Origin of the sequence: Qipengyuania xiamenensis (assembly GCF_019711495.1) — a bacterium.
GTDB classification, from domain to species: Bacteria; Pseudomonadota; Alphaproteobacteria; order Sphingomonadales; family Sphingomonadaceae; genus Qipengyuania; species Qipengyuania xiamenensis.
In genome coordinates this window covers 319,452-332,091 of sequence record NZ_JAIGNM010000001.1, presented here as the reverse complement: position 1 = coordinate 332,091, position 12,640 = coordinate 319,452, and the positions used below count along the sequence as shown (strand labels likewise).

Annotated in this window: 13 protein-coding genes and 1 tRNA gene; 9 read left to right on the top strand and 5 right to left on the bottom strand. The window is 57.6% G+C overall.

Annotation, left to right across the window (positions count from 1 at the left end):
- The first annotated feature begins 40 nt into the window (after positions 1 to 40).
- Positions 41 to 220, top strand: a complete 180-nt coding sequence (locus K3165_RS01665) for a hypothetical protein (RefSeq protein WP_221547134.1) — start codon at positions 41 to 43, stop codon at positions 218 to 220.
- 16 nt (positions 221 to 236) lie between these two features.
- Here K3165_RS01665 and K3165_RS01660 read toward each other — a convergent pair.
- Positions 237 to 326: transfer RNA gene (locus tag K3165_RS01660), tRNA-Ser, on the bottom strand.
- 142 nt (positions 327 to 468) lie between these two features.
- Between K3165_RS01660 and K3165_RS01655 the strand changes: the two genes are divergently transcribed.
- The 8 genes from K3165_RS01655 to K3165_RS01620 all read left to right on the top strand — a co-directional run bounded on the left by K3165_RS01655 (position 469) and on the right by K3165_RS01620 (position 7,628).
- A complete protein-coding gene (locus K3165_RS01655) occupies positions 469 to 1,488 on the top strand; it encodes a lytic murein transglycosylase (protein WP_221547133.1) in 1,020 nt (339 codons plus the stop codon).
- A gap of 165 nt (positions 1,489 to 1,653) precedes the next feature.
- Positions 1,654 to 2,769: a D-alanyl-D-alanine carboxypeptidase family protein gene (locus K3165_RS01650; protein ID WP_221548290.1), complete on the top strand. Its 1,116-nt coding sequence runs from the start codon at positions 1,654 to 1,656 to the stop codon at positions 2,767 to 2,769.
- Positions 2,766 to 3,407: a dTMP kinase gene (tmk, locus tag K3165_RS01645; protein ID WP_221547132.1), complete on the top strand. Its 642-nt coding sequence runs from the start codon at positions 2,766 to 2,768 to the stop codon at positions 3,405 to 3,407. The genes K3165_RS01650 and tmk overlap by 4 nt, the downstream gene beginning before the upstream one ends.
- Complete coding sequence (locus K3165_RS01640; RefSeq protein WP_221547131.1) at positions 3,404 to 4,354, top strand: AAA family ATPase; 951 nt, start codon at positions 3,404 to 3,406, stop codon at positions 4,352 to 4,354. The genes tmk and K3165_RS01640 overlap by 4 nt, the downstream gene beginning before the upstream one ends.
- On the top strand, positions 4,347 to 5,906 hold the full coding sequence (gene metG / locus K3165_RS01635; protein WP_221547130.1) for a methionine--tRNA ligase: 1,560 nt from the start codon (positions 4,347 to 4,349) through the stop codon (positions 5,904 to 5,906). Before K3165_RS01640 ends, metG begins: the two co-directional genes overlap by 8 nt.
- Positions 5,906 to 6,682, top strand: coding sequence for a TatD family hydrolase (locus K3165_RS01630; protein WP_221547129.1), 777 nt, complete (start codon positions 5,906 to 5,908; stop codon positions 6,680 to 6,682). The genes metG and K3165_RS01630 overlap by 1 nt, the downstream gene beginning before the upstream one ends.
- Positions 6,679 to 7,446, top strand: a complete 768-nt coding sequence (locus K3165_RS01625; protein ID WP_221547128.1) for an MBL fold metallo-hydrolase — start codon at positions 6,679 to 6,681, stop codon at positions 7,444 to 7,446. The genes K3165_RS01630 and K3165_RS01625 overlap by 4 nt, the downstream gene beginning before the upstream one ends.
- Positions 7,443 to 7,628 carry a hypothetical protein gene (locus tag K3165_RS01620; protein WP_221431160.1) on the top strand — a complete coding sequence of 62 codons (186 nt, stop codon included), beginning with the start codon at positions 7,443 to 7,445 and terminating at the stop codon, positions 7,626 to 7,628. The genes K3165_RS01625 and K3165_RS01620 overlap by 4 nt, the downstream gene beginning before the upstream one ends.
- A 497-nt stretch (positions 7,629 to 8,125) precedes the next feature.
- Here the strand turns inward: K3165_RS01620 and K3165_RS01615 are convergent, their stop codons facing one another.
- The 4 genes from K3165_RS01615 to K3165_RS01600 form a co-directional block, all read right to left on the bottom strand.
- Complete coding sequence (locus K3165_RS01615) at positions 8,126 to 9,604, bottom strand: serine hydrolase domain-containing protein (protein WP_221547127.1); 1,479 nt, start codon at positions 9,602 to 9,604, stop codon at positions 8,126 to 8,128.
- Positions 9,605 to 10,243: 639 nt separating this feature from the next.
- Positions 10,244 to 10,441 carry a hypothetical protein gene (locus tag K3165_RS01610; RefSeq protein ID WP_221547126.1) on the bottom strand — a complete coding sequence of 66 codons (198 nt, stop codon included), beginning with the start codon at positions 10,439 to 10,441 and terminating at the stop codon, positions 10,244 to 10,246.
- Positions 10,442 to 10,593: 152 nt separating this feature from the next.
- The gene (locus K3165_RS14210; protein WP_221547125.1) at positions 10,594 to 11,010 is read right to left on the bottom strand and encodes a GFA family protein; all 417 of its coding nucleotides are present in this window, start codon (positions 11,008 to 11,010) and stop codon (positions 10,594 to 10,596) included.
- 139 nt (positions 11,011 to 11,149) lie between these two features.
- Positions 11,150 to 12,463 (bottom strand): APC family permease, encoded by a 1,314-nt coding sequence (locus K3165_RS01600; RefSeq protein ID WP_221547124.1) that lies wholly within the window; start codon positions 12,461 to 12,463, stop codon positions 11,150 to 11,152.
- Positions 12,464 to 12,640: the final 177 nt, after the last annotated feature.

Here is a 12,640-nt window from a genome sequence, read left to right as displayed (position 1 = left end):
TTTTCGCTCCCAACGACGTTGGTTAGGTGAGGAGCGACAAATGGAATATGAAATCGATGACGACCCGCAGGGTCTCGATGAGGACGACGAAGCAGCCCGCGACGGCGGAATCGTCGAAGACCATATCGCGCTGAAGAACCAGTCGAGCGTGCAGCCGGATGACTATCCGGCGTCCTATCGGCGCGCCACTTCGCTGGTGAACCCGTCCCAGCAATCCTGAAATGATCTGAAAGAGCTGGCGGACAGGGTGGGATTCGAACCCACGAAGGGCTTGCACCCTTGCCGGTTTTCAAGACCGGTGCATTCAACCGCTCTGCCACCTGTCCGCGAGCAATTGGCCCGCTAGCGCGCTCTCGCCGGATTGTCACGCCGCAAACTCTTATCGACGTCCAGGGAAACGCTTTCGAATCCGGCGCGTATGGCAAACATGCCATTTACCGTTCAGCTTTCTCGTGCGAGTGTAACCGCATGAAGTTTACTCGCATCGCAGCCACCGCCGCAGCTCTCCTCATGGCCATGCCGGCTGCGCCGGCGGCAGCGCAGGACATGTCGTTCGATGCCTATCTCCAGCTCTTGATCGCCCGGGCACGCGCGGAAGGTGTGAGCGAGGCGACCTTGCAGCGCATGACCGCCGATCTCTCGCCGAACATGCGTGTCATCGAACTGGACCGCGACCAGCCAGGCACGCCGACAACTTCGGGCTACCCCCCGCTAGCCCCCTATATCGCACGGCACGTCGATCGTGCGAGGATCAGCGGTGGTCAGAGGGAATTCGCGAACTACCGCAGCGCGCTCGCACGGATCGAGCGTGAATACGGTGTGCCCGCGGAAATCGTCGTTGCCATCTGGGGTCATGAAACGGCCTATGGCAGGGTGAAGGGCGGTTTCGATCTGTCGCAGTCGCTGGCAACCCTTGCATGGGAAGGACGCAGGCGCGAGCTGTTCTCCTCCGAGTTCGTCGCGCTGATGCAGGTGGCGGACAAGGGCTACAGCCGCAGCGAATTGAAGGGCAGCTGGGCCGGGGCCTTCGGCAACCCGCAGTTCCTGCCCAGCGTCTACCTGCGCCTTGCAGCCGATGGTAACGGCGATGGCCGTGCAGACATCATGAATTCGCCGGTGGACGCGCTCGCTTCGATTGCGAACTATTTCCGAGACGCCGGTTGGCGTGAGGGATTGTCTTGGGGTGTTCGCGCCTATGTCCCGGGCGGTTTCGACGTCGATGAATACCGTACCAAGATCGTCGCACCGACCTGCTCGCGGGTTCACGAACGTCACAGTGTCTACAAGACGGTCGCCGAGTGGAGGGCGCTCGGAATCCAACCGCAAATCCCGCTTGCGCAAGACACGCTCGTAACTTTGTTCCAGCCCGATGGCCCGGGCACGTCTGCGTACCTCCTCACCAGCAATTATCGCGTCATCCTCGAGTATAACTGCTCGAATTATTACGCGATGAGCGTGGGACTGCTGGCTGACGAGATCGCCCGCTAATCCTTCGGTGGAAAGGGCAGGGTGGCGCTCGCCAATGCTGCGGCGGGCGGTTATAGCTTGGCCCAATCATTTCCATTTAGGGAGACGCCGGAAACATCCGGCGCATTGACCGGCTTGCGAAGACTTTTCCGAACTGCCCTTGCTTCCACCGCTGCCTTTGCCGTGATGGGCGCAACTCCGCTGAAGGAGCAGTCCGGCGATCCGGCTCCTCCGGCGGCGGATGCTGCCCCAATCGCCTATCTATATGACGTGACTAGCGGACAGGTCCTGTTCGAACGTGAAGCGGGTCGGCGTTTCCTGCCGGCCTCGATCACCAAGGTCATGACCACTTTCCTCGCTTTCGAATGGCTAGAGGAAGGCAAGATCGCTCCGCAACAAAGCTTCACGCCGCCCAACGATCTCTGGCGTGAATGGAAGAACGTCGGCTCGACCATGTTTCTCGCGGCAAACGAGCCGGTGACGGTCGACGAGCTCATCCATGGTGTGACGACGGTGTCCGCGAATGACGGTGCTGCCTTGCTCGCCCATGGTTCTGCCGGGTCGGTCGAGGACTGGGTCGCGGCCATGAACGCCAAGGCTGCCGAGATCGGCATGCGCGACAGTCATTTCGGGACACCGAATGGCTGGATGGACGAGGGCCGCACCTTCGTAACGGCGAGGGATCTCGGGTCGCTCGCCACCGCGATGCTGCGGCGCCATCCGGTAAAGTACCGACATTTCGTCGGCAAACCTTCGTTCAGTTACAATGGCATCAATCAGCCCAATCATGATCCGATCAGCGGCGTGGTTCGCGGGGCTGACGGGATCAAGACCGGTTTTACAAACCAGGCCGGTTACGGGTTCCTCGGGTCGGCTTCGCGCGATGGCCGACGTCTTGTGCTGGTCGTCGCGGGCAGCCCGCGTGCGCGTGTACGCGATCAGGCTGCTCGGGACTTGCTGGAATGGGGTTTCGCGGCATTCGAGCAAACGGCCTTGTTCGGAGCAGGCGCGCGTGTTGCCGAAGCAGATGTCCAAGGCGGCTCGCAAGGCTCCGTGGGCCTGGTCGCACCCGATGGTGTCTTCATCGACTTGCCCAGGGGCGAGGCGCGTCAAGTCGAAGTCCGCCTGCAATATGAAGGCCCTCTGAGGGCTCCGATTACGAAGGGTGAGTTGGTCGCGCGGTTCCTCGTGTCGATCGAGGGCATGCCGGATTACGAGGTGCCTTTGTTCGCCGAAGAGGACGTCGATACCGCGAACGCCTTCGAGCGCGCGATAAACGGCCTGAGGAGCTGGGTGTCGTGACAAAGGGCAAATTCATCGCCCTGGAAGGCGGCGAGGGTATGGGCAAGTCGACCCAGGGTCGTCTCTTAACCGAAGCTCTCCGAGCGAGGGGCCTCAAGGTCGAGTTGACCCGCGAACCGGGCGGAACTCCCGGCGCCGAAGCTATCCGTTCGCTTTTGCTCAATCCGCCGGGCGAGGGCTGGGGCGCACAAGCCGAAGCCCTGCTATTCGCGGCCGCACGATCCGACCATGTCGCACGGCTCATCGTTCCTGCAATCGAGCGCGGAGCATGGGTCGTGTGCGATCGTTTCCTGGACTCGAGCAGGGCCTATCAGGGCGCAGCGGGCGAACTGGGTGATGATCAGATCCGCCAGCTTCACGCGGTTGGTAGCGGCGGCCTCCTGCCCGACCTCACCCTCGTGATCGATGCGCGACCGGAAGAGGTAGGGCAGCGGCTTCGCGAACGTGACGGAGAGACTTCCGATGCGATCGGGGGCAGGAGCGACGACTATCATGCTGCGGTCAACCAGGCCTTCCTCGACTTCGCAAAAGAGGAACCTGATCGCTTTGCCGTAATCGACGGCAGCGGAACGGTCGAAGAGGTACATTCACGCGTCATGTCAGCGATCGAACCCCTCATCGCGGGACTGACCGAATGAACCTCGTCGGACATGACGAGGCATGGGCTGCATGGCGCTCAGCACTTTCCGGCGAACGGATGCATCACGCATGGTTGCTTGCCGGCAAGAAGGGTGTGGGCAAGGCCAGCTTTGCACAGGCTGCTGCGCGCGAATTCCTCGGCGTGAGTTCCGAAGATAGCTCCCATCCCGACATCATCACGCTGACCTATGGCCCAAAGAACAAGGATGAAGCCAAGAAGCGAGATGACGGAAAGCCTTTCGAACTCGCACGCGGCATCAAGGTCGAACAGGTTCGCGAGATACAACGCCGCTTGAACACGCGCCCGACGATGGGCGCCCATCGCGTGGTCATCATCGATCCTGCCGACGACATGGAAGTGTCCGCCTCGAATGCGCTACTCAAGAGCCTGGAGGAGCCTCCTGTCGGGACTTTCTTCATGCTTGTGGCTCACAGCCCGGCTCGGCTGCTTCCAACGATCCGATCGCGCTGCCGGACCTTACGCTTTCCTGCCGTGGACAGGAATCGGATGGACGAGCTCCTGCGCGATCTCGCACCGGAGGCCGATATCGCGACCCGGGATGCGGCCATTGCCGCCGCTGCAGGATCACCGGGCGCTGCTCTTTCCTTTGTGAACCTCGATCTCGGCAAGGTCGCTCAATTGATGCGCCGGATAGTAGAGGATGGCGATCGCGATTTCTCGCTGCGCGGACAGCTTGCAGGCGCCATCGGTGCCAAACAGGACATTCCGCGCCTTCAGGCGGTTCTCGATCTTGCGCGCGCAATCCTTGCCGAACGGATCGACGAGGCAGGCCCGGATCCCCGCCAGCTCGTCGGCACCCATGCCCAGCTTGTCCGGCTGACCGGCGAACAGCCGACCTACAATTTCGACCCGGGATTGCTCGGAATGGAAATCGGAACCTTGCTCGCGCAGGCAGGCGCGGCTAGCGAGCGCGGCAATGGCTGATCCTTTCTATATTACGACCGCGATCCACTATCCCAACGGCAAGCCGCATATTGGCCATGCCTATGAGACGATCGCTGCCGACGTCATCGCGCGCTTCCAGCGTCTGATGGGGCGCGATGTGCGCTTCCAGACCGGCACTGACGAGCATGGCTTGAAGATGGCGCAAAAGGCCCGCGATCTGGGCAAGACCCCGCGTGAGCTTGCCGACGAGATGTCTGGCGCGTTCAAGGACCTCTTCGACCGTCTCGACATCACCTATGATCGTTTCATTCGCACGACCGACGAGGATCACCACAAGGCGAGCCGTGCGATCTGGGAAGCGATGGAAGCCAAGGGCGACCTTTATCTCGACCGCTATGAAGGTTGGTATTCGGTTCGCGACGAGGCCTATTACGACGAGAAGGAGCTGAAAGAGGGACCGAACGGCGAGAAGCTCTCGCCCCAGGATACCCCGGTGGAATGGACCGAGGAGGAAACCTTGTTCTTCCGGCTCTCCAAATATGCCGAGCCGCTGCTCGAATTGCTGAACAAGCCGGGCTTCCTCGAGCCTGCAAGCCGCCGCAACGAGATGATCGCCTTCGTCGAAGGTGGTCTCAAAGATTTGTCGGTCAGCCGCACCAGCTTCGACTGGGGCGTAAAAGTCCCGGGGCATGAAAACCACGTCATGTATGTCTGGGTCGATGCACTGACCAATTACATCACCGGTGTCGGCTATCCCGATGGTGGCGAAATGTGGGACAAGTACTGGCCCGCCAGCCTTCACCTCATCGGCAAGGACATCGTCCGTTTCCATACGATCTACTGGCCGGCCTTCCTGATGAGCGCCGATATTCCAGTGCCGAAACGGGTGTTCGGCCACGGCTTCCTGCTCAATCGTGGCGTCAAGGAGTCGAAATCAGCAGGCAATGTCACCGACCCGAACGAGCTGGTCGACCTGTTCGGAGTGGACTCGCTGCGATATTTCCTGATGGCAGAAGTCGTCTTCGGAAAGGATGGCAGCTATTCTGCCGAAGCGCTTGTAAACAAGGTAAATGCCGAACTGGCAAACAGCTTTGGCAACCTTGCGCAGCGGACCCTTTCGATGATCCACAAGAACATGGACGGCAAGCTCGAGGCATTCGAGACCAGCGGGGAAGACAAGACCCTGCTCGCTACGGTCCGCGAAGCTTGCAATGTCACCCTGCCGAAGGAGTTCGAGGCGCTGAATTTCAGCGTCGGTATCGAAGCCTGGCTCAAGGCCGTGTTCGCCTGCAACGCCTATGTCGACGAACAGGCGCCCTGGGGTCTCAAGAAGACCGATCCGGAACGCATGAAGGCTGTCCTCCAGACGCTGTTCCTCGCGATCCGCGACCTTGCCATCGCGATCCAGCCCGTGGTTCCGACCAAGGCCGCCGCGGTCCTCGACCAGCTTGGCGTCAGGCCTGATCGGCGAACCTATGCCGATCTGTCCGACGAAGGCTGGTTCAACGAGCTGGTAGCCGCCGGCCATATCGTCGACAAACCCACGCCCGCCTTCCCGCGCCTCGAAATGCCGGAAGAAGAGGGCGCCTGATGCTGGTCGATAGCCACTGCCATCTCGAATACGAAGGACTGGTCGAAAGCCAGTCCGACGTGCTCGACCGCGCACGCGGGGCAGGGGTGGGGGCCTTCCTCAATATCTCGACCAAGCGGGCGGAGTGGGATCAGGTCGTCGGCACGGCCAATGCCAAGCCCGATGTCTGGGCCAGCGTCGGAATCCATCCGCACAATGCCGACGATCATCCCGACCTTACCCGTGAAGAACTGCTCGACGCCACGCGTGATCCCCGTGTGATCGGTATCGGAGAGACGGGTCTCGACTATTATTACGACCACTCGGACCGTGCCGAACAGCAGCGGCTCTTCCGTATCCATATCGACGTCGCGCGCGAGACCGGTCTGCCGGTGATCATCCACACGCGTGATGCGGAGGATGATACTCTGGCCATCCTTGCCGAGGAGATGGACAAGGGCGCGTTTCCCGCGCTGATCCACTGCTTCACTGCGTCGGAGGAATTCGGCCGTGCGGTGCTCGATCTCGGCCTTTCGATCTCCCTTTCCGGGATTGTCACGTTCAAGAACGCGAAGGAACTGCAGGAAGTGGCGAAGACGGTTCCACAGGATCGGCTGCTGGTGGAAACCGACAGTCCTTTCCTCGCTCCGGTTCCCCACCGCGGTAAGATCTGCGAACCGGGATATGTCCGCGACACGGCCGCCTTCATTGCCGACCTGCGCGGCGAAACCCTTGAGGAACTTGCCGAGTATACCACGCGCAATTTCTACAGTCTGTTCAGCAAGGCGGCTTCGTGAAGCTGATCATGCTCGGTTCGGGTACGTCCACGGGCGTCCCGCGCGTGGGCAATGACTGGGGCAGCTGCGATCCGAACGAACCGAAGAACCGGCGCACGCGGGTATCGATCATCGTCGAGAACGACGCCGGGCAGCGCATTCTGGTCGACACGTCCACGGATTTGCGCGCGCAACTCCTCGCCAACGGGATCGAGAAGGTCGATGCGGTCTTCTGGACACACGACCATGCCGACCATTGCCATGGCATCGATGATTTGCGCGTGATGCGATACGACCGAAGCAATCCGCTGCCCGGATACGCCGGCCGCGTGACCTGTGAACGGTTGAGGCGCAGGTTCGACTATGTCTTCGAAGGCCAGTTCGGGTACCCGACGATCGTCGAACTCAAGGATCTCGAGCAAGCGCATCTTGTGGCGGGCTTCTCATTCGATCACGTGAGAATGCCTCATGGACCGGCCAAGAGCACGGGATTCCGGTTCGAAGCCGACGGCAAGTGCCTTGTCTATGCGACTGATTTCAGTGAAATTACGCCTGCGATGGTCAAGTGCTTCAAGGGCTGCGACCTCCTTGTAGTCGACTGTCTGAGAGAGCGCCCGCATCCCACCCATGCGCACCTCGAAATGTCGCTGGATCTTGCGCGCAAGATCAAGGCCAAGCGGACGGTATTGACGCACCTGGATAAGTCGATGGACTACAAGGCGCTCAGCGCGAAGGTGCCAGCTGGTGTAAGCGTCGGGTTCGACGGGTTGGAGGTGAAGGTATGAATATGGACGGCGGAACGATCGCCTGGGCAGCTATGGCAAGTGCGCTGGTTGTCGCTTACCTGATGGGCATGCGGCGGGATCCGAGTCTTTCCGGTAACCGAATGCTCAAGATCGCATTGATTTGGGTCCTGATTATCGGTGGTGGTTTCCTGCTGGTGAGGGCTTTGACGGGAATGAACTGACGGATTCCCACATGATATATTTAACAGTCTGAGCGGTTTCGCTAGCTGTAGCACATAATTTCGCCAAAGTTACCCTATTAAAACAAAGGTTTAGGAGACTCTTGACGCCGCAGCTACCCCTTCCGGTGTTGCACAACCGAATTCTCAGTTTGTAGCAACATAGGTCGGTTTTCGTCCCCGTCCAGGTATGGTCCCATTGAGTGCTCAACCCTCTTTGAAGTTTCTTCAAAGAGGGTTGAGCGCAACCGCCGCAGGCGGAATAAGCCTCAGCTGATGAGAAAGTCGATCGTGGCAAAGAGGCAGCGGCCGCTTTGCGCCCCCATTCCGGACGTTCAGGTTCTCCCACAGAATACCCAAAAGCAGACCGGCAGCTTTGCACCGGTAATGAGCGCCACGATTGTCTGATTGTGGGTGGTTAGCCGACACACAGAAAATTCGCGGATTGCTCCAAAAAATTGCTTCTTCTCGAGCTGCCCAACGCAAAGACACTTTCACAATCAGTCGCTGCGAAGGAGGCGAAACGAGGCTCCGTTCTCCATCTTCCCATTAAGTGCGAAGATCTTCCCGTCATCGCTTCGCTCAATCGAAAGCCTGCGAATGGAGGCTTCGCAATTGCCAGTGAGAAGATCGCCTTCGGGGCTCGTGAAGAAGCGACCTTTATCTCCCCTATGTGTGACAAATGTCAGTGTATCGTCACGCCATTCTAGCCTGAGCGAAGAGTGCTGTCCCATGGAGTAATTGCCAACCAACTCCATTGCCAGTTTTTCGTCAGGAACACGGCCCGCTTCGATAGCTTCGCGCCAAGCATCCCTAATCTCGCCAGCCCAGATCGACCTTATCTCATGGAAACCTTCTGTCTCGCCGAGCTCCTGATAAAAGCGCGCCCGGTTATAGATATTCCGCGATTGACTGAAGTAGAGAACAAGCTTGCCAGTACGTGGGAATGCGATGGCTAGGGTACCATTCGATCCACCCTGCCCAAAAATGCTCGGCATCCCTTGAGCCGAATTGGGGTCGTAGATCGTCCAATGAAGGCCGAACGCACTCCCTTCATTGTAGATCAAACGATCCCCAATGGGTTGAAGAGCCTCCTTGACCGTGGCCTCTTTCAGAAATTGCTGGCCATCGAAACGGCCCTCATTGAGCCACATCGAAAGAAAGCGAGAATAGTCATGCGCAGTGGTATAGAGGCCACCTGAAGGGCGGAAATAGGGCGCGGATTGCACATCCGCAGGCGACCAGACGCGTTCGTGCTTACAGCTCTCAGGCTGCAATGCGTAGGTTGAAACCACTTTGTCTGCCCACGGTGCTTGCGGACTGAAGCGGGTATGGCTGTCTATCATGCCGAGAGGCTCGAAGATTCGGTGCGCGATGAACTGCTCGAGCGAAATACCCGACACTTGCGCGACCAGGTGGCCCAACACGGCAGTATTGTTGTTGCTGTATTGAAATCGATGGTCGAGAGAGTCTCTAGGAATTGCCGCAATTGCCTCGACCAAAGTCGCAAGGTCTGGATAAGCATTGAACCCTTTTGGCAATCTGGAGTCGCTGCCCGTTGAGCCGCCAAGGCCGGACCTATTTGATAGCAGTTGCCTGATCGTGATCGAACGAAGCGCCTCAGTGTCAAAAGATTTCAAATAGGACGACACCGGATCGTCCAAGTGCAGCGATCCATCATCTGAAAGCAGTAGTACCGCGGTACCGATGACGGGCTTGGTCATCGCATTGACCCGATATATCGCGCCGACTTCCAATTTCGCGCCAACTTCCCGATTTTGCCAGCCAAATGCCCGGCTGGCGATCATTTGGTCACCCTCGAATATCAATAATTCCGCACCGACGATCTCATCCGATGCGGCCCATCGAGCGATCCGGTTTTCGAGTTCTTCGATTGACCTTACGTCGGATTTAGCAGCTTCAATCTCTGAGGCTCTTGCCTCGCGCGCAACCACGCAATGTCCAAGGGTCGAGGCCACAAGGACGCTAGCGGCGATACATCTGGACACTAGAGTAAATGGCAAGACAAACCTCCCGGACTGCGAGAGGGGTTCTACAATCCGATGCCGCGTTTTCGCAAACTTCGGTTAGGTCGGCTTGCGGGTCGTTAGCGTCTGGTCCGCTCCTGGCGCATCCTTAGCGCGGTGAAAGCGGCATCAGATGGGTGGAAAGCGGACATTGCGAACTTAAATGACAACTGCTTAAAAGCAGTGATGGGTCGTCTCAGTAAGCGATATGCAAAGGTTACTAGTCTAGCCGACACTCCTACGCCCAAAACGAGAGCAATCGCAGGTGCCGTGGCGTCGGTTGCCGCGTTTGCTATGACCTATGTTCTTCTAGGCGTAGTGTGGGGCGCTGGGACCGCGATCATTTGGCTTTGCGCAATAGGTGCCGCCGTGGGTGCTGGTTACGCCGCAGCGACTACCAAGTGGGCCTTGGGTGCCACCTACGGTGTAATTGCCGCGATTTGGGTGTTGTTTGAAGCACTAGTGGCATTCTTGGCCGCCGTAGCATCTGCGATCGGCTGAACCTCGGCAATCGGGTCGTGAGCCGTCCGTCCGCTCCTAATACTTCGCTAGCTCGGTAAATCAGTCTCGAATTGGGTGGGAAAGCGGAACCTAGGCGGACCCTGCCTCGCTGGCTTTCCTCAATCGTTCAGCTTGCAACTTGGCATTATCGACAGCGTCCTCTGAACATTCGGCCTCCGCCAGTTGATCGATCTCTTCGGCGGCGCGCTTGACCATTTTCCTGAGCACGATCTTTTCCTGCTCAGTGTTCTTAAGCTTATGACGGAGCGCGCGCTTTTCTTCATCCATCCACACAGACTAGAAAAATCATCGGCTGATGCAAGTATGTCCGCAATCGGGTCGTTACCAGCCGGTCCGCTTTTGACACAGCGCCTGCTCGGTGAAGCTGTCACGAAGTGGGTGGAAAGCGGACGCTATTTTCATTTCCCAGGGCCGGCGGATCAATTCTCAACCTGCTTCTGATACTGCTGCATTCCCTCTAGCGCTGGAAGCCAAGATACTTTCGAAGCGCAAAAGCCCTCAACAACCGGGACCAACTGTTCGAATTGGTCTGCGGTTGACGTTCGCAAGCTTATGAATGGAAACGCAGAATTGTCAGCTGGCAAAGCGCAGATGTGTGTGCCGCATTCACCGCAAAAAGCCATACGTCGCGTCCCGCCGAGGTCGCCTACCTTGTCGAAATAGACCGGATGACCTTTGGTAAATCGGAAATTGGCTGGAGCAACGGCACCAACCGTTCGAAATGCGGAGCCACTAAAGATCTGGCAGTCTCGGCAATGACAAATCCCGACGTGACCTGGGTCCATCTCAGCTTCATATTCTAAGCTGTCGCAGAAACATCGTCCGGTAATTTTCATCGCGCCCTCGTCTCTTGGAGTCACGTTCGACCACTCTGTCTTACAGAATTTGGAAGAAGAGTTCATCCCGCGCTCGACGGGAAAATATATTTGGCGCCATTGGACGTCCGCAATCGGGTCGGGAACGGACTTTCCTTAATTAGCTGCCTCGTTTTTCGGGAAGCAATACTGGCTCATGTTGAACGGCCCTGCGCTTCGAAAGACCATATAGCAGCAAGCCGAATACGATAAGGATTGACGTAGAAAGAACAGCGCTAGCAGGCACCTGCATTGTTAGCCACACGATGAGACTTACCGCTACTGGAATGATCAGCGCCCATCTTAGTCCCATTTCATCAGCTATGCCGCCATCATTTCGCTTCCACATTATCAGTAACGAGCCAACCATTATGAAGAGGATGAGCTGTTCAACCGCAACGCCAAGAGTAATCAAGATTTCGAATGTTCCTGACATGGCTAAAACGGCGACGATTCCCGAATAAATTGCGATTGCTGCTGCCGGTGTCTCAAACCTAGGAGAGACATAAGTGAAGATGTTGGGAAGCAGCCCCCTACGCCCCATCCCGTAGGCGATCCGTGGCATCGCAACAAAATTCGAAAGCTGGTTTGTCGCGATCGAAAAGATGGCCGCTAAGCTAATGATGAGAGCTCCGACTGGACCAAGCAGGGAATATCCTGCTGCAGCGAGTGGACTTTCCGTCTGTGCAGGGTCCGGACTGATCACGATGTAAGCAAGTTGGATTGTTGCATAAAGAATCGCGACAATGGCTATATTCAAGTAGATCGAACGCATAATGGTGCGCCGTGGCTCTTTCGATTCTCCAGCCACCACTGTTGCTGCGCCAGCACCCGAAAAAGCATACGCCAGCAAGATTGCTACAGTTTCGATCTCAGAAAACTGCGGCAAGATAATCTCGGATGGCAATCCGTTGACTCCGAAGCCTGCGACGCAAAGTAGAATGAGCGGTGCGAGTTTGATCGTAGTGCCAGCCCACATCGCAAAAATGGACCTCTTGGTTCCAACGATGCCGATCATCATGAAGGTGGCAACGAGCAATAAGATTGTTGCCGGTCTCATAATTGGCCCATCGAAAATCGGGAAGATTGCAGCCAAGTAAGAAACAAGCACATGAAAATTTGCGGCTCGACCTGCCATGTTGGTGCACAGAATGAACCAACCAACCATGAAACCAGCCATGGGCCCGAATGCGTGCTGGGCGTAGAGTTGTGGGCCGCCTGACTGACGAAATACGGTCGACAGTTTAGCTGCGATGGCTGCCAAACAGGAGTAGAATACGGCGAATACCAAAATGGCGACCGGTGCGAATGTACCTGCGCTCGCGTATAAAATTGCGGGCAGCGCAAATATACCAGCGCCGATCACACCGTTAAGGTTGAGGAGTACAGCTCCACCGAGCCCTATCACTCTTGGCGGTTTTCCATTTTCCAGCAAGTGTCCCCCCCGGAGTGCTTCTGGAGAATGGAAAGGGTTAGGGACAAAGTCAATTTAGCTCAGCTGATCGGCCGGTAAACCTTCGGACAAGTTTCCATTTTTGTGGTCGGCTGCAATCGGGTCGTTAGCGGCTGGTCCGCTTTAGGTCAGCGCACCACTCGGCAGATCGGTCAGAAG